General features: G+C 70.1%; 14 protein-coding genes and 2 tRNA genes. 5 read left to right on the forward strand and 11 right to left on the reverse strand.

Annotation, left to right across the window (positions count from 1 at the left end):
* Positions 1 to 17 precede the first annotated feature (17 nt).
* Together IEX13_RS04395 and ispG are read left to right on the forward strand one after the other, a co-directional pair.
* Positions 18 to 1,703: a hypothetical protein gene (locus IEX13_RS04395; RefSeq protein ID WP_188661684.1), complete on the forward strand. Its 1,686-nt coding sequence runs from the start codon at positions 18 to 20 to the stop codon at positions 1,701 to 1,703.
* Positions 1,700 to 2,935 (forward strand): flavodoxin-dependent (E)-4-hydroxy-3-methylbut-2-enyl-diphosphate synthase, encoded by a 1,236-nt coding sequence (ispG, locus tag IEX13_RS04400; protein ID WP_188661686.1) that lies wholly within the window; start codon positions 1,700 to 1,702, stop codon positions 2,933 to 2,935. Before IEX13_RS04395 ends, ispG begins: the two co-directional genes overlap by 4 nt.
* Here the strand turns inward: ispG and IEX13_RS04405 are convergent.
* Positions 2,932 to 3,828 (reverse strand): GGDEF domain-containing protein, encoded by an 897-nt coding sequence (locus IEX13_RS04405; RefSeq protein ID WP_188661688.1) that lies wholly within the window; start codon positions 3,826 to 3,828, stop codon positions 2,932 to 2,934. The genes ispG and IEX13_RS04405 overlap by 4 nt on opposite strands.
* Before the next feature lie 129 nt (positions 3,829 to 3,957).
* Between IEX13_RS04405 and IEX13_RS04410 the strand changes: the two genes are divergently transcribed.
* Positions 3,958 to 6,711 carry a serine/threonine-protein kinase gene (locus tag IEX13_RS04410; RefSeq protein ID WP_188661690.1) on the forward strand — a complete coding sequence of 918 codons (2,754 nt, stop codon included), beginning with the start codon at positions 3,958 to 3,960 and terminating at the stop codon, positions 6,709 to 6,711.
* 78 nt (positions 6,712 to 6,789) lie between these two features.
* On the forward strand, positions 6,790 to 7,047 hold the full coding sequence (locus tag IEX13_RS04415; RefSeq protein ID WP_188661692.1) for a hypothetical protein: 258 nt from the start codon (positions 6,790 to 6,792) through the stop codon (positions 7,045 to 7,047).
* 19 nt (positions 7,048 to 7,066) lie between these two features.
* Here IEX13_RS04415 and IEX13_RS04420 read toward each other — a convergent pair whose 3' ends face one another.
* The 8 genes from IEX13_RS04420 to rnd all read right to left on the reverse strand — a co-directional run bounded on the left by IEX13_RS04420 (position 7,067) and on the right by rnd (position 13,365).
* Positions 7,067 to 7,990 (reverse strand): DMT family transporter, encoded by a 924-nt coding sequence (locus IEX13_RS04420; RefSeq protein ID WP_229668445.1) that lies wholly within the window; start codon positions 7,988 to 7,990, stop codon positions 7,067 to 7,069.
* Complete coding sequence (gene murB / locus IEX13_RS04425) at positions 7,987 to 9,030, reverse strand: UDP-N-acetylmuramate dehydrogenase (protein WP_188661694.1); 1,044 nt, start codon at positions 9,028 to 9,030, stop codon at positions 7,987 to 7,989. Before murB ends, IEX13_RS04420 begins: the two co-directional genes overlap by 4 nt.
* A complete protein-coding gene (locus IEX13_RS04430; RefSeq protein ID WP_188661696.1) occupies positions 9,027 to 10,061 on the reverse strand; it encodes a quinone-dependent dihydroorotate dehydrogenase in 1,035 nt (344 codons plus the stop codon). Before IEX13_RS04430 ends, murB begins: the two co-directional genes overlap by 4 nt.
* 12 nt (positions 10,062 to 10,073) lie before the next feature.
* Positions 10,074 to 10,373, reverse strand: a complete 300-nt coding sequence (locus IEX13_RS04435) for a DUF4190 domain-containing protein (protein WP_188661698.1) — start codon at positions 10,371 to 10,373, stop codon at positions 10,074 to 10,076.
* Positions 10,374 to 10,384: 11 nt separating this feature from the next.
* Positions 10,385 to 11,917 carry an L-piperidine-6-carboxylate dehydrogenase gene (amaB, locus tag IEX13_RS04440; RefSeq protein WP_188661699.1) on the reverse strand — a complete coding sequence of 511 codons (1,533 nt, stop codon included), beginning with the start codon at positions 11,915 to 11,917 and terminating at the stop codon, positions 10,385 to 10,387.
* Positions 11,918 to 11,958: 41 nt separating this feature from the next.
* Positions 11,959 to 12,035, reverse strand: a tRNA-Arg gene (locus tag IEX13_RS04445).
* Between the two features lie 124 nt (positions 12,036 to 12,159).
* Positions 12,160 to 12,235: transfer RNA gene (locus IEX13_RS04450), tRNA-Ala, on the reverse strand.
* Positions 12,236 to 12,276: 41 nt separating this feature from the next.
* The gene (gene rnd, locus IEX13_RS04455; RefSeq protein WP_188661700.1) at positions 12,277 to 13,365 is read right to left on the reverse strand and encodes a ribonuclease D; all 1,089 of its coding nucleotides are present in this window, start codon (positions 13,363 to 13,365) and stop codon (positions 12,277 to 12,279) included.
* A 93-nt stretch (positions 13,366 to 13,458) separates the two neighbouring features.
* Here rnd and IEX13_RS04460 point away from each other — a divergent pair, with 93 nt between their 5' ends.
* Positions 13,459 to 15,372 carry a formylglycine-generating enzyme family protein gene (locus IEX13_RS04460; protein ID WP_188661701.1) on the forward strand — a complete coding sequence of 638 codons (1,914 nt, stop codon included), beginning with the start codon at positions 13,459 to 13,461 and terminating at the stop codon, positions 15,370 to 15,372.
* A gap of 7 nt (positions 15,373 to 15,379) precedes the next feature.
* Here the strand turns inward: IEX13_RS04460 and phaR are convergent, their stop codons facing one another.
* Together phaR and gluQRS are read right to left on the reverse strand one after the other, a co-directional pair.
* Positions 15,380 to 15,871, reverse strand: a complete 492-nt coding sequence (gene phaR / locus IEX13_RS04465) for a polyhydroxyalkanoate synthesis repressor PhaR (protein WP_188661702.1) — start codon at positions 15,869 to 15,871, stop codon at positions 15,380 to 15,382.
* A gap of 84 nt (positions 15,872 to 15,955) precedes the next feature.
* Complete coding sequence (gluQRS, locus tag IEX13_RS04470; protein ID WP_188661703.1) at positions 15,956 to 16,843, reverse strand: tRNA glutamyl-Q(34) synthetase GluQRS; 888 nt, start codon at positions 16,841 to 16,843, stop codon at positions 15,956 to 15,958.
* Positions 16,844 to 16,879 lie beyond the last annotated feature (36 nt).

Below are 16,879 nucleotides of genomic sequence, written 5' to 3' on the forward strand. Positions count from 1 at the left end.
CGCCACGAGGATCCCGAATGAGCGAGAGCTACCGCCGTCTGTGCCAGGACCTGCCACCCGCCGTGGGGGGTGCCGTGCGTTTCCCGGCTGACCCGAAAAAGGTGAAGGCCTGGGTCGCGGCCCTGCCGCGCGCCAACCCCCAGGCCGCCGAGCAGGAAATCGCCCGCGCCCTGGAAGGCCTGGCCGGCCAGCGCCTGGACGGCGGGCAGCGGTTCGCCGCGCTCGAAGAACTGCGTGGCACCGCGCTCGAAGCGATCGCGCTGCTCGAAGGCGGTTTTTCCGGCAGCTCCCTGCCGCTGCCGCCGGACAAGGCCCGCTCGGCCGCCTCCGCCGGCAAGTTCCATCTCGACCTGGCCCTGGGCTACCGGCAGGCCGCCTGCGAACTTTGTGCGCCCTCGGGCAGCGTGCCCTTCCTGCGTGGCGGCAACGTGCTGGCGGCGCTGGAACGTTCGGCCTGGCATTACGTCCGCGCCCTGGCCATGGCCTGGCGCGTCTATCGCCCGGCGCCGGCCGGCGCCTGGCAGGGACTGCACCGGCTGCATCGTTTCGCCAGCGCGCTCAAGCTAGAGCGCAAGTCGGTCGAAGACAAGGCCGCCGGCGGCAGCCATGACGTGCACACGCTTTACCTGCAGGCACTGCTGATGGCCTCGGTGAATCCCTATGCCTTCGCGCAGTCGGAACAGGACGCGCTATGGCCGGCATCCCGCGGTTACGCCGCGCGCTGCAGCCTGGTACCCCGTGCCCCGGAAGGCATCGCACCGGTGGTGCCCGAGGACGCCGACCGCGGCCCCGGCGGCGGCGTCCCCGAAGAAGCCCCCTCAACCTGGCTGGACCTGGCGCCCTTCGCGGCCGACGTGGACCGCGCGCTCGAGCGCGTTCGCGACGGCCAGGGCCAGCTGGCGCCGACGCCGGGCCTGTCGGTCGCGGTCGGCAACGACCTGCTGATCCGGCTGCGCCGCGCCTTTGGCCAGATGGCGGCGCGCGGCCTGATGCGCCTGCCGGCCGGGCATTCGCTGGACACCGTGCTGGGCCTGAGCGGGCTGCACTACCTGCTCGCAGGCCAGCGCGACTTCGACACCTTCATGCGCCAGTCGGCCCAGGGCACCGTGCACGTGATCGCCGGCGCCGCCTGGACCCAGGGCAGCGCCAGCATGACCCGCGTGCCGCGCTTCACCGCGCGGGTTCTCGACCAGAGCCTGGGCGGATACCGCATGGCCTGGGACAGCGCCGAGCAGGCCCGCGCCAAGGTCGGCGAACTGGTCGGCCTGGGCTTCGGCGAAGGGGGTGACGACCCGGACTGGATGGTCGGCGTGATGCGCTGGCTGCGCTACGAAACCGACGGCAGCCTGTCCGCCGGCGTCGAGCTGCTGTCACGGCGTTCAAGCCCGGTGGCCCTGCGCGTGGTCAGCGCCGACGGCGGCAGCCGGCAGGTGCAGCGCGCGGTCGAAGTATTCCCGATCGACGGCAGCGTGGGCCGGTGTTTCGTCTGCAGTGCCTCCATCGAATCGGGCAGCCGTGTCGAAGTGATCCACGACACCGCCAGCCACTTCCCGGAAGTGGGCATGCGCGGTCCCGACCTGCTTGACGATGTCGAAGTGCTGCTCAACGCCGGCGATTACGTGTTGCTTGGCGAACGCCTGCCGACGTCGACCGAGGGCGGCGACGCCGACGCCCGCGAAGCCCGCGAAGGCGAACCGGCATGAGCGAGGCGAAGGCGATGCCGCGGCGCGAAACCCGCGCCGTGGCGGTGGGTCCGGTCCGCATCGGCGGCGGCGCCCCGGTGGTCGTGCAGTCCATGACCAACACCGACACCGCCGACGTGAACGCGACGGTGAAGCAGGTGGCCGAACTCTGGCGCGCCGGCTCCGAACTGGTGCGCGTGACGGTGAACAACCCCGAGTCCGCCGCCGCGGTGCCGCGCATCCGGGACAAGCTGGCCATGATGAACGTGCCGGTGCCGATCGTCGGCGACTTCCACTACAACGGCGACCGCCTGCTGGCGGCCGAGCCGGCCTGCGCCGAGGCGCTGGCCAAGTACCGCATCAACCCGGGCAACGTCGGCTTCGGCAAGAAGCGCGACACCCAGTTCGCGGCGATCGTCGAGAAGGCCATCGAATACGGCAAGCCGGTCCGCATCGGCGTCAACTGGGGCTCGCTCGACCAGGCCCTGGCCGCGCGCCTGATGGACGAAAACGCCGCCCGCGCCGAACCCTGGGACGCCGCCCGCGTGCTGCGCGAGGCCCTGGTGGTGTCGGCGCTGGAATCGGCCGAACGCGCCGTCGAGATCGGCCTGGCGCGCGAGCGCATCGTGCTTTCGGCCAAGGTCAGCGGCGTGCAGGAACTGATCGCGGTCTATCGCGACCTGGCGGCGCGCTCGGACTTCCCGCTGCACCTGGGCCTGACCGAGGCCGGCATGGGCAGCAAGGGCATGGTCGCGTCCAGCGCCGCGCTGGCCGTGCTGATGCAGGAAGGCATCGGCGACACGATCCGCATCTCGCTGACGCCCGAGCCCGGCGCCGCACGCACCCTTGAAGTGCAGGTCGCGCAGGAACTGCTGCAAACCATGGGCCTGCGCGCCTTCACCCCGCTGGTCACCGCCTGCCCGGGCTGCGGCCGCACCACCAGCGAGTTCTTCCAGGTGCTGGCGCAGAAGGTGCAGGAACACGTGCGTGGCCAGATGCCGGTCTGGAAGCTCAAGTACCCCGGCGTTGAAAACCTGTCGCTGGCGGTGATGGGCTGCGTGGTCAACGGCCCCGGCGAGTCGCGCCACGCCGACATCGGCATCTCGCTGCCGGGCACCGGCGAAGCGCCGTCGGCGCCGGTCTTCATCGACGGCCAGAAGGCCATGACCCTGCGCGGCGAAAACATCGCCGATGAACTCGTCGGCGTCATCGACCAGTACGTCGCCCGGCGATACGGCGGCTCGGGCGCCTAGGCTTCGACGCAGACCCGGTTGCGGCCTTCGTCCTTGGCCCGGTAAAGGGCCAGGTCGGCGGCCTTCATGAGGTCGCTTCGTTCTTCGCGGCCCGGCACCAGGCCGGCGATGCCGATGCTGATGGTCAGGCGGTGTGGCTCGCCCTCCAGGACGAAGGTGTCGGCGGCCACCGCTTCGCGCAGGCGGTCGGCGAAAGCGCGGGCGGCCTCGATGTCGGTTTCCGGCAGCATCACCGCGAACTCTTCGCCGCCGATGCGCGCGGCGATGTCCTCGCCCCGGACGAAGCCGCGCACGATCGCCGCCAGCTGGCGAAGCACGCCATCGCCGGCGATGTGGCCGAAGCGGTCGTTGACCGGCTTGAACAGGTCCACGTCGATGATGCACATCACCAGCGGCCGGCCATGGCGGTTGGCGCGGGCGATCTCCTTGTCCACCAGTTCGACGAAGTGCCGTCGGTTGTAGAGTTCGGTCAGCGCGTCGTGCGTGGCAAGTTGGTAGACCTCCTCGTGGTAGCGGGCCTCGACGCTGGAATGGCTGATGAACTTGAGGATCGATTCGCCCAGGGTGATGTGGTCGCCGTCGGCCAGCAGCGATTCGGTCACCGGCTGGTCGTTGACCCGGGTGCGGTTGGTCGCGTCGAGGTCGCGGATGCGGTAGTGGTCGCCGTCCCGCCAGATCTCGCAGTGGTGCCGGGACACGGACTTGTGCGGGATATGCAGGTCGGAGTCCTGCGAACGGCCAACGACCACGGTTTCGTCGGCCAGGTCGGCACGTTTTCCCAGGCCTTCACCGTGGATGACGACCACGCAGGCCGAACGTGGCCCGGTGCTGCGCGGGCCGTCGCTGAGCAGGGTCAGCTGCGTGGTGACGGGGTCCTGGTCGTTCTGGCTCATCGTCGGCAGGCGAGCGGGCGTGACAGCGAGTTTAACGGCAATTGTCCGGGAAACTGGCCGGCTAGCCCGGGCCGGGGCCGGCCGGCTTTTGCCATGCGCTAACATCGCGGGCAGCAAGGGGGAGGGGGCATGGCGGGCACCGAAGACGAGGACCTGGCACCAACCGAAGGCCTGCAGACGCGCGCCGGCGACCTGGGCGCGGATGCCGCCGGCGCCGCGCAGGCGCCGGGCGCCCGCCTGGGTCGTTACCGCATCGAAACCTTGCTGGGCCGGGGCGGCATGGGCGAGGTCTACCGCGCCGGCCAGCTCGAACCGGTCCGGCGCACCGTGGCGATCAAGCTGCTGCACGCCCGGCGCCTGGATGCCCGCCACCTGGCCTACTTCGAGATCGAGCGCCAGCTGCTGGCGCAGATGAAGCACCCGGCCATCGCCCAGGTCTACGACGCCGGCGCCACGCCCGAGGGTTTCCCTTATTTCGTGATGGAGTTCATCGAGGGCAGCCCGCTCACCAGTTTCTGCGAACAGCGCGGGTTGCCGCTGCGCGAACGGCTGGCCTTGTTCATCCGCGTCTGCGAAGGCGTGCAGCACGCACACCAGAAGGGCGTCATCCACCGCGACCTCAAGCCCGGCAACATCCTGGTGGCCGAAGTGGACGGCCGGCCGCTGCCCAAGATCATCGATTTCGGCATCGCCACCGCGGCCAGTCGCTCCCTGGCCGCCGGTGAACGCGCCGGCGAACTCGAGCGCGCCGGCACGCCCGATTACATGAGCCCGGAGCAGGCCGGGATGGAGGGCGTCGAGGTCGACACCCGTTCCGACGTCTATTCGCTGGGCGTGCTGTTGTACGAACTCCTGGCAGGGCGCCGTCCCGGCGTTGGCGACGACACCCCGGCGGCGGCGCACACGGCCAGCACGACGGTCCGCCCGCCGTCGGCGCAGATCGAAACCCTGGCCCCGGGCAATGCCGCCGCGCGCGCCGGCCAGCTGGGCCTGAGCCAGCCGCGCCTGCGCCAGGTGCTGCGCTCGGAACTGGACTGGGTGGTGCTCAAGGCCATGCGCCGCGACCGCGCCGAACGCTACAGCTCGGCGGCCGAGCTGGCCCAGGAACTGCAGCGTTTCCTCGACGACCAGCCCCTGCAGGCGGTGCCGCCAAGCCGTCGGTATGCGCTGGGCAAGTACCTGCGCCGGAACCGGCTGGCCGTCGCCGCCGCCGGCGCGGTGTCGCTGGCGGTGCTGGTCGGGCTTGGCCTGTCGCTGTATGGCCTGCAGCAGGCGCGCGAGCAGCGCGCGCTGGCCGAACAGCGCAGCGCCGATCTTGAACGCGTGGCGGCGTTCCAGCAGTCGATGCTCGAGGACATCGACGTCGAGGCCATGGGCCTGGGGATCGCCAACGGCCTTCGGGATCAGGTGGGCAAGGCCGACCCCGACGCCCTGGCGCCGCTGGAACAGGCGCTTGCCGCTGCCAGTCCCGCCGACCTGGCACGCAGCCTGGTGGGCCTGGAGATCCTTGAAAGCGCCCGCGAAACCATCGCCCGTGATTTTTCCGACCAGCCGTCACTGGCAGCCCAGCTGCGGCGGTCGGTGGCCCGGGTGCAGCTTGCCCTGGGCCTGCACGAGCAGGCCGAAACGCTGTTCGCGGAGGTCGCCGGCTATTTCGCCCAAACCCAGGGCCCCGCGGCGCGCGAGACGCTGGAGGCCCGCAACCTGCAAACCGAGGCGATGTTCTGGGTCCGGGGTTCCGGGCAGACGCTTGAAGCGGTCGAAGCCACCCTGGCGCTTGCGCAATCACTGCCGCCGGGCGATCCGGTCCGGGTCGAGACCGAACGCCAGCAGGCGCGGGCAGTCTTCGCCCAGGGGGACCGGCCGCGTGGCCTGGCGATGCAGCAGGCGCTGCTGGCGCGCGAACGGCAAATGCGGGCGGAGGACGATCCCGTGCTGCTGGACCTGGCCGAGGACCTGGGCCTGAGCATGGGGCGCATGGGTGAGGCCGACGAAGCCCGCGAAATATTCGAGGACCTCTTCGCACGGCGCCGACAGGCCCTGGGGCCCGAAGACCCGGCCACGCTGACGACGATGGGCCGGCTGGCGGTGATGCGGGCGATCGCTGAAGACGTGGAGGCCGCCGTCACGCTGCAGCGCGAGCTGGCCGCCGTCAGCGAACGGAAGTTCGGCGCCGAACATCCGCGGACCCTGGTCGAGCGGGGCAACCTGGCCAACATGCTGCTTTCGCATCGCGACTTCGACGAAGCCGAAGCCCTGATGCGCGAGGTGCTGGAGGCACGCCAGCGGCTGTATGGCGCCGATTCCCCCGGGGCCCTGCGAACCAAGCTAAATCTCGCGGCCCTGCTGGCACGACGATCCCGGTTCGACGAAGCGCTGGTGATGGAAGCCGACCTGCTGCAGGCGCGCCGGCGCGTGCTGGGCCCGGAACATCCCGACACCGTGTTTGTCGAAGTCAACCACGCCGCAACCCTGCATCGCGCCAACCGGCCCAAACCCGTCGTGCAGGCCCAGATCGATCGCGCCAAATCGCTGGCCCTGGACGTCCTGGGCAAGAAGCATCCGCAGACCGAAGCCATCGATCGCATCCAGGCCTACAGCGACCTGCGTGCCGGACGATGGTCCGAGGCCGTGGAGCAATTCAAGGCGCTGCGGGAAAAGGGGCAGGCCGAACGCAAGCCGGGTGACCCTCCGAAGGCCCAGATCGGCTGGGGGCTGGCGACCGCCCTGGAACGAAGCGGCCAGCCTGAAGAAGCGGCCCGCATCCGCGCCAGCGATGTTGACTGGCTGTATGAACGTCCGGAGCAGGCGCTCACGGCCGATGATCGTAATGCGCTGGAAATCATCGCCGAAGAAGCAGGGCACCTGGGTAAGCAGCGCTAAACCCGACAGCGATAAGGTCTCTGTGCGGGCCGGGAGGCAATTTTTATACTCGCCGCTCCCTGTCCAACCGAGAACCCGATGCGCACGCCCATCGCATTGATCCCCGCCTACGCACTGGCCCTGATCGCCGCCGCGTCCCCCGCGTCCGCCGCGGAGCCCTCGCCGCAGGAACTGGCCTGGGCGCAGATGACCGGCCAGGCCATCGGCGCGGGTGCCGGCACCCTGAGCACTTCGCCGCCCCCGCCCCCGCCGCCCCCGCCGCCGCCGCCGACCGGAGGGGGTGGATCCACCAGCAGCTTCCCCAGCGTCGAGTACGATTTTTTTCCGAACAACTGAGGATCCGAGCTGGTGCCGCCTAGCGCGGCGCCGGCGTTTCCGGGTTGATTTCCGGGTCGGTCACCGCCTGCCGGGCCAGCTTGGCCTCGCGGCGGGCGATGTAGACGTTCGAGCCGAAGATGATCGCGGCGCCGGCCACGGTCCAGCGGTCCAGGGTTTCGCCGAACAGCCACCAGCCGAACGCGCCGACCACGATGATCTGCAGGAAGCTGATCGGCGTCAGCATCGAGGCATCGCCCAGGCGCAGGGCGCGGGTCCAGAACATGTGCGCGATGCTGCCCAGCGAACCGGCCAGCACGATCCACAGCCAGGTGATGCCCACCGGCGTTTCCCAGACCATCAGCGCCGGCACCAGCGACATCGGGATCCACAGCATCGTCGTCCAGATCACGATGGCGTCGGGGTGTTCGGTGCGCGAGAGGAACTTGATGCTGATCGCGGCGCTGGCGCTGGCCACGGCCGCCAGCACCGCCACCAGGCTGGCGGCGGTGAAGGACTGGCCGAAGGGCTGCACGATCAGCATCACCCCGAGGAAACCGACGATCACCGCCGTCCAGCGGCGCGCCCGGACCACTTCCCCCAGCACCAGCACCGCGGCGATGGTGACGAACAGCGGCGTCGAATACGACAGGGCGATGGCCTGGGCCAGCGGCAGGTTCACGATCGCCCAGAAGCCGGCCAGCATGGACACCATGCCGATGCTGCAGCGGCCGATGTAAAAGCCAAGCTTGTCGGTGCGCAGCAGCGACGGGCCGTGCCGGAACAGGATCGGCAGCAGGATGACGAAGCCGAAGAAGTTTCGGAAGAACGCGATCTCGAACGGGTGCAGCTGTTCGGACGCCAGGCGGATGCAGACCGCCATGAAGCCGAACAGCACCGTCGACAGCGCCATCAGCCCGACGGCGCGGCCTACCTGCGAAGCCGGGGCGGCGGGGGCGTTCAAGCCGGGTCGAAGCGGGCGCCGATGATGCGCGGTTCCGGCTCCAGGCTGACGCCGAAACGTTCGCGCACCGACCCGGCGATACGGCGGGCCAGTTCGAGCAGCTGCTGGCCGGTCGCATTGCCGTGGTTGACCAGCACCAGGGCGTGCTGTTCGGCGACGCCGGCATCGCCTTCGCGCTTGCCCTTCCAGCCACAGGCTTCGATCAGCCAGGCGGCGGAAAGCTTGTGGCCACCGTCGGGGCCGGCGAAGACGGGCAGGGCGGGGTGGTCGGCCTTCAGGGCCGCGGCCGTCCCGGCGTCCACTACCGGGTTCTTGAAGAAGCTGCCGGCGTTGCCCAGCAGGGCCGGGTTGGGCAGCTTGCGGGTGCGGATGCGGCTGATGGCCTCGGCCACGTGCACGGCGCGCGGGGTGTCGATGCCCATGGCTGCCAGCTCCTCGCGCACGCCTGCGTAATCGAGCCGCAGCGCGCGCTGGCGCGGCAAGCGCAGTTCGAGCGCGGTGACCACCCAGCGCTCGGGTTCGCGCTTGAACAGGCTGTCGCGGTAGGCGAAGCCGCAGTCGGCGGCAGGCAGGCGCTTGACCTGGCCGGTGTCGCGCTGGAAGGCCTCGACCGCTTCGACGAACTCGCCGACCTCGGCGCCATAGGCGCCGATGTTCTGGATCGGCGCGGCGCCCACCGTGCCCGGGATCAGGGCCATGTTCTCCAGGCCGCACAGGCCGCGGGCCAGGGTCCAGGCAACCAGGTCGTTCCAGTTCATGCCGGCTTCGGCGCGCACCACGGCACTGTCGCCGTCGTCGCGGACAATGCTTGCACCGGCCATGGTCAGGCAGATGGCCACGCCGGGGAAATCGCCGACGAACAGCAGGTTGCTGCCTTCCCCGAGCACAAGCACGGGGCCCTCGCGCAGCATGGCGAACTCGAACAGTTCGCCCAGCGCATCGGCGCGCGAGACATCGGCCATCATCGCCGCGCGGGCGGCGACCCGGAAGGTATTGCGGCCGGCCAGGGAAACATTGTCGGCCAGCTGGTAACCCGTCACGCAACGCCCTCGCGGCGGCGCCGGATCGACTGCACGCACTCGGCAATCAGCTCGGGGCCGCGATAGACCAGGCCGGTGTAGAACTGCACCATCAGCGCGCCCGCGGTGATCTTGCCGGCGGCGTCGGCGCCGCTGAGGATGCCGCCCACCCCGATGATCGGGATGGTTTCGTCCAGGCGGCCACGCAGCCGGCGCAGCACCGCGGTGGACTTGCCGTACAGCGGCGCGCCCGACAGGCCGCCGGCTTCCTTGGCCAGCCTGTGGCCTTCGATGGGCAGGCGGTCGAGCGTGGTGTTGGTGGCGATGACGCCGTCCACCTTCATGTCGCTGAGCACGCGCGCGCAGGCGTCGACGTCGTCGTCGGACAGGTCGGGCGCCACCTTCACGAGCATCGGGACGCGCTTGCCGTGCTGGGCACCGAGTTTTTCCTGGGCATCGCGCAGTTCGCCGACCAGGCGGCGCAGCTGCTGTTCTTCCTGCAGCTCGCGCAGGCCGGCGGTATTGGGCGAGGAGATGTTGATGGTGATGTAGTCGGCCAGCGGATACACCCGTTCCAGGCAGTACAGGTAGTCGTCCGCGGCGTCTTCGTTGTGGGTGTCCTTGTTCTTGCCGATGTTGATGCCCAGCAGGCCGTGCCGGCGGCGCGCCCGCGAGACGTTCTTCACCAGCGCGTCCACCCCCAGGTTGTTGAAGCCCAGGCGGTTGATGACGGCATTGTGTTCGGGCAGGCGGAACATGCGCGGCCGCGGGTTGCCTTCCTGCGGCCGGGGCGTGGTGGTGCCGACCTCGACGAAACCAAAGCCCAGGGCGAGCAGGGCGTCGACGTGGGCGCCGTCCTTGTCCAGGCCGGCGGCGCAGCCGACGGGGTTGGGGAACACCAGCCCGAAGGCCTTGGTCGGCAGCGGCTTGGGCCGGCCGGCCAGCAGCGGGCTCATGCCCGTGCGGTAGGCGGCCTCGATGGCGCGCAGGCCCACGCCGTGGGCCTGTTCCGCGTCAAGGTGGAACAGGAAGGGTCTTGCCAGCGAATACATGGTGCCTGCCTGTCAGAGCTGGCCGCTGATGCCCAGCAGGGCGAACAGTGCCGCCAGCCCGCCCAGGAAAACAACAAAGACCAGGAGGGTGAGCACCGAGATGGCGATCACCAGCCAGCCCAGCACCAGCCCGGCGATGGCGAGGCCATCGCCATCGATCTGGCCGTTGCTGCGCTGGATTTCGGCACGGGCCATGTGGCCCGTGACGATGGCGACCAGGCTCCCCACCAGGGGCAGGAAGGTCCAGCCCAGCAAACCGCTGACGAGGCTGGTGATCGCAAGGGCGCTGGTCTGCCGGGGAGCCATGTTCATGGGCGTAAACCTCAGATGTCGAACTTGATGCCCTGTGCCAGCGGCAGCGCGTCGGAGTAGTTGATGGTGTTGGTCTGGCGGCGCATGTAGACCTTCCACGCGTCGGAGCCGGATTCACGGCCACCGCCGGTTTCCTTCTCGCCGCCGAAGGCACCGCCGATCTCGGCGCCGGAAGTGCCGATGTTGACGTTGGCGATGCCGCAGTCCGAACCCCAGGCCGCCAGGAACTGCTCGGCCGCCTTGAGGTTTTGGGTGAAGATCGCCGACGACAGGCCCTGCGGCACGTCGTTCTGCATGGCGATGGCTTCGTCCAGGTCGGAGTAGGGCATGACGTAGAGGATCGGCGCGAAGGTCTCGTGCTGGACGATTTCGTGGCTGTTCTTGAGGCCGGTGATGATGGTCGGCAGCACGAAGTTGCCCGGGCGGTCGATGGCGGCACCGCCGGTCTCGACCTTGCCGCCGGCGGCCTTGGCCTTGGCGACGGCGTCGAGGTAGGCCTGCACGCCGTCCTTGCTGTTGAGCGGGCCCATCAGGTTGGCCGGGTCGGTCGGGTCGCCGATCTTCTTTTCGACCTGCTTGTAGCCGGCGACCAGCTTGGCCAGCACGTCGTCGAAGATCGATTCGTGGATGAAGGCGCGACGGGTGGAGGTGCAGCGCTGGCCGGCGGTGCCGACGGCGCCGAAGACGATGGCCGGGATCGCCAGCTTCAGGTCGGCGGTGGCGTCGACGATCATGGCGTTGTTGCCGCCCAGCTCGAGCAGGCTGCGGCCCATGCGGCGGGCGACGCGCTCGCCGACGTGGCGGCCGACCTTGGTCGAACCGGTGAAGCTGACCAGGGCGACGCGCTTGTCGTCGACGAAGGCCTGGGCCAGGTCGGTGCCGCCGTCGTTGAACAGGAAGAAGATGTCCGGGAAGCCGCCCTTGCGCAGTGCTTCGTTGCAGATCTTCATCGAGGCGATCGCCGACAGCGGGGTCTTGGGCGAGGGCTTCCAGATGCAGATGTCGCCGCAGACGCCGGCCACGAAGGCGTTCCAGGCCCACACCGCGACCGGGAAGTTGAAGGCCGAGATGATGCCGACGATGCCCAGCGGGTGGTACTGCTCGTACATGCGGTGGCCCGGGCGCTCGGAGTGCATGGTCAGGCCGTAGAGCTGGCGCGACAGGCCAACGGCGAATTCGCCGATGTCGATCATCTCCTGGACCTCGCCGTCGCCCTCGGGCTTGGACTTGCCCATTTCCAGCGCGACCAGCGAACCCAGCGCGTCATTGTGGGTGCGCAGCGCGTCGGCGCACAGGCGGATGGCTTCGCCGCGGCGCGGGGCCGGGGTGCTGCGCCAGACCTTGAACGCCGCCTGGGCGCGCTCGAGGATCTTGTCGTAGTCGGCCTGCGACGACGCATAGACCTTGCCCAGCACTTCGCCATTGCCCGGGTTCACGGGTTCGATGACGCCGGCATCGCGGGTCTGCGACCACTCGCCGTGGCCGAGGTAGGTGCCGGATTCCTGGCCGGTGAGGCCAAGGGAAGTGAGGACTGCGTGGGTCATTGTTTGCTCCAGGTACTGGGGCCGCGGTGCGGCCTTGGGAATGGCGACCCCGACACGATTCGAACGTGTGACCTTCCCCTTAGGAGGGGGATGCTCTATCCAGCTGAGCTACGGGGCCTTGCGGCCCGCCGGGGGCGGGCCAGCGGCTTAACCCCGAGATTGTCTCACGGGCGACCGGGCCGGGGCCAACGGGCGGGCAAAAAGAAAGGGCCGGACACCGGGTCCGGCCCTTTCAGGAATCGTGGTGGAGAGGATGGGGATCGAACCCACGACCTCATCGATGCGAACGATGCGCTCTCCCAGCTGAGCTACCCCCCCACGGAAGGTCCGGAAATTATAGGGGCATGTCGCGGCGAAGGCTAGCCGTCGGCCAGCAGCGGCCCCAGGGCGGGTTCCAGCAAGCCCCGGCGCCAACCTTCCAGCGCCGCCGGCCAGCCGCGGCCGGCCAGCAGGGCCTCGAGGTGCTTGCGTGCGCACAGCAGCCCTTCGGGTATCTCGTGTTCGGCGGCCACGGCCGCCACCGCCTGCTGCATGGCCTTGATGCGGGCCTTGTCCAGGCTGTCGCCCTGGGCGAGCGGAATATCCCGTTCGCCCTCGGCCAATGGTGCCGACAGCACGTCCCAGAGTTCGCCGCGCGCCTTGCGCGGGGCCTTGGGGTGGCGGTCGAGGGTGGCGTGGAACTCCGACAGGCTGCGCGGCGGTCGCCGCGACAGCGCCACGGCCAGCTCGTTGTCGAGCACCCAGGACTTGGGCTTGTCGCTGCGCCGCGCCTGCACCTCGCGCCAGCGCAGCAGCCGGGCCAGCCGCGCCTGGCCTTCGGCGTCCAGGGTCTGGGCGCTGCGCAGCGCCAGGTGCGGGAAGGGGTCGTCGGAATCATCGGCGGCGTTGTGCAGCGCGCGCTCGGCGTCCTGGCGCAGCCAGGCATGCCGGCCGCGCGCGGCCAGTTCGCGGTCGAGGTATTCGTGCAGGGCGTGCACGTGGCGCACGTCGTCGGCGGCGTATTCCTTCTGCGAATCGCTCAGCGGCCGACGCAGCCAGTCCGAGCGCGTTTCGCCCTTGGCCAGCTGCACGCCGGTGACCTGTTCCACCAACTTCTGGTAGCCCAGGCCCGCGCCCAGGCCGCACATCGCCGCCGCCACCTGGGTGTCGAACAGCGGCGCGGGCAGGGCGGCGCAGCCGCGCTGGAGCGCCTGCAGGTCCTCGCTGGCGCTGTGCATGACCTTGGTGATGGCCGGGTCCTCCAGCAGGGGGCGAAGCGCCGCGTCCATGCCCGCGACCAGCGGGTCCACCAGAAGGATTTCCCCCGGGACGGCCAACTGCACCAGGGCCAGCTGCGGGTAGTAGGTGCGTTCGCGGATGAATTCGGTGTCCAGCGCCACCAGGGGCTGGCCAGTCCAGCGCGAAAGGCGGTCGGACAGGTCGTCGGGGCGGTCGATCCAGGAAGTCACGGGGGTCCATTCGGTTGCCAGGAGCCGGCACCTTAGCCTAACTTCGGCTCGCCAGACCGAACCGAGGCCCCGGGGCGCCCGCGCCCGACCACGATGAGCAAGCATGCGAAAATCCTGCCGGTCGGGCTGCTGGCCGCCCTGCTGGCGGTGGCCTGTGGCGGCTCGTCGGAACCCGACGGCGTGGCCGCGGACAGCCCGGCGGCGCCGGTCACCGTGGACCCCGAGGATCTCGAACGCGAAGTCGTCCTGGCCCCGCGCACGGAGGAAGCTCCCGTGCCGGCCTGGGCACCCGACATCACGCCGGTGCCGGCCGCGGGCATCCGCAAGGCCCTGGCCGCCGCCGAAGACGCCGAGGAAGCCGGACGACTGTTCGTCGACACTCCGGCCGCGACCGGGGCGGTTCCCTCAGACGACCCCGAAGCCGACGAGCCGGCCGCGCCCGGGCCGGGGGCCCTTGAACTGCTGCTGGGCGTCCTGGCCACCGAAGGCGACAACGCCGCTGCACTCGCCGGGGTCGAGCGCATCCTGGCCGAACTGATGCAGCGCGGCCGCATCGCCCTGTCCGAAGGTCGTTTTGCCGACGCCGAGCAGGTGGAGCGCGTGTCCTCGCGGGCCCAGCCCCAGCATCCGGACCTGGCCGCCTACCGCGAAGCGCTGGCGGCCGCGCGCCGCGCCCAGGAAGCGGTCCGCCTGGCCGAGGCCCGCGCCGTGGCCAACCGCATCTTCAAACCCGAAGGCGAGGGCGCGGTGGCGGCCTATCGCGATGCGCTGCGCAACTACCCCGACTACCTGCCCGCCAGCGACGGCCTGGCCCGTCTGCAGGCGCGGCACCTGGACCGTGCGCTGGCCGCGGCGCAGAAGGGCGATTACCTGGCGTCCGAACGCCTGCAGGCCGAGGCCGGCCGCATCATTCCCGAATCGGCGGCCCTGCAGGACATGATCGCGCGCATCGTCGAACTGCGGCAGGCGCGCACCGAAGCGCTGCTGGCCCAGGGGCATTCGGCCGTGGATGCGCTCGATCTCGAGCTCGCCGCACGCCGCCTGGCCGAAGCCGAACAGGTCTCCCTGCAGGCCCAGGGCCTGGACGGCCTGCGCGAACGCATCGAGCTGGCGCGCCATTACGGCCATTTCCGGCCGGGCCAGGTGTTCCGCGAACCGCTCGCGATTGGCGGCGAGGCGCCGGAAATGGTGGTGCTGGCCTACGGTAGCTTCAAGATGGGTTCGCCCGAGGACGAGCCGGGCCGTCTGGACAACGAAGGCCCGCGCCACGAGGTGGCGTTCGAACGTGGGTTCGCCATCGCCCGCAACGAAACCACCGTGGCCGAGTTCCGCGCCTTCGTCGAAGCCAGCGGCCACCGTTCCCTGGCCACGCGCCGCGGGCGTTCGACCGTCTACGATGAAAAGGGCGGCGTGATGGGCGAACACGGCCGCGTCGACTGGCGGCGCGATTACGCCGGCGCGCCGGCCACGCCGGACCTGCCCGTGGTGCACGTTTCGTTCGAGGACGCGCAGGCCTACGCCGCCTGGCTGTCGGCGCAGACCGGCCAGCGCTACCGCCTGCCCAGCGAGGCCGAATTCGAGTATGCGCTGCGTGCCGGCCGCGATGAACCCTGGCCCTGGGGCAGCGGGGCGCCCACGCGGGTCGTCGGCAACCTCACCGGCGACGGCGACCAGTCGCGGCTCAAGCGGCAGTGGGCCAACGCCATTCCCGGCTACAGCGACGGCCATTGGGGCCCTGCGCCGGTGCGCACCTACCCGGCCGAAGCCTTCGGCACCTTCGACCTGGTCGGCAACGTCAGCGAGTGGGTGCTCGATTGCTGGCACGACAGTTACCGGCGTGCGCCGCGCGACGGCAGTGCCTGGGTCAACCCGGGCTGCAGCGACCGGGTGATCCGCGGCGCGTCCTGGGCCAGTTCGCTCGACCGCGCACGTTCGGCCTACCGGCAATCAACGCCGGCCGACACGACCAACGCCCGCGTCGGCTTCCGGGTGGTGCGCGACCTCTAGGAAAGCTTCAGCGCGCCCGCGACTTCGGCGTGCGCGGGGATTTGCGGGTCGGCGGGGTGACGCCACCGCTGCCCAGGCCCTGCTGGAAGGATCGCCACAGGTCCAGGTTGCGCTCGGCAAGCTGGTTGAGCAGGGCCCAGGGTGCCTGGCCGACGAGGTTGCCGATCTGGCCGCGGATCTGCTGCTGCTGTTCCAGGAAGAACTGCAGGCTGCGCTCGAGGAAACTGCCCAGGTGCCCCTGCATGGAATCACCGCGGAAGCGGATGACCTGGGTCAGCAGTTCGGTGGTGAAGATCGGCTGCCCGTGCTCTTCGTGCTCGGCGATGATCTGCATCAGCACGGGCCGGGTGATGTCGTTGCCACTGCGTGCGTCGCGCACCACGAACGCCTCGCCGTCCACGATCAGCTGGCGGACATCCTCGAGCGTGATGTAGCTGGAAATGTCGGTGTCGTACAGGCGACGGTTCGGGTACTTCTTGATGATGCGGACATGCGACATGCAGGGCACCGGAAGTTCGCGACGACGGACGGGTCACGGAGCATCCCCCACGCGACTGTGGGATGCAAGCAGCAGGCCATGCCTTCACTTTTCCTGCACGGGCGACCAGTGGTTCTGGCGAGGAATGCGGGTCGCGTCGAAGCCTGCGACGGCGGCCGCAAGCACCTGCTTTGGCGTGCCGCGGGCGGGCAGTTGCGCCGGATCCTGGCCCAGGAACCGCCAGGCCGCGTGCAGCGCGGGCAGTGGGTCCTGGCCGTCCACCGGCAAGGCCGCCAGTGACTTGCCCAGCTTGCGCCCGTCGGCGTCGCGCACCAGCGGCAGGTGTGCGTAGGCCGGCGTCGGCAGCCCCAGCCGCTGCTGCAGGTAAACCTGCCTGGGCGTGGAATCGAGCAGGTCGGCGCCGCGCACCACGTCGCTGATGCCCTGGTCGGCGTCATCCACCACCACCGCCAGCTGGTAGGCCCAGAAACCGTCGGCGCGCCGGAGCACGACGTCGCCGACCTCGCGGCCCAGGTCCTGCCGGACGTCGCCCTGGATGCGGTCATGGAAGGCCCGTTCGCCGTCGGGCAAACGCAGGCGGATCGCCGGAAGGCGGCCGGGTCGCGGCCGGCCGACGCAGCGGCGATGCACGCCGCCGCTGGCTTCGAGGTCGCCGCGGCTGCAGTGGCATTCGAAGGCATCCCCCGAGGCCAGCAGGGCGTCTAGGGCCAGCGCATAGGCGCCGCCACGGGTGGACTGGAACCAGGGCGCCTGGTCGGGCACGAGGCCGAAGGCCGCCAGGGTTTCGAGCTGCCGTTCAGCCGCGCCCGGAACTTCACGCGGCGGGTCGAGGTCTTCGATGCGGACCAGCCACTGCCCCCGGGCCTGTCGCGCGAACAGCCAGCTGCCCAGGGCCGCCACCAGCGAACCAAAATGCAGGGGTCCGGTCGGCGAGGGCGCGAAGCGGCCGCGGTAGGAAGGCTCGGTTTGCATCACCACTTGAATTTAACCGTCACTGCGTACATTTAA

This window comes from Arenimonas soli, assembly GCF_014643775.1.
GTDB lineage: Bacteria > Pseudomonadota > Gammaproteobacteria > Xanthomonadales > Xanthomonadaceae > Arenimonas > Arenimonas soli.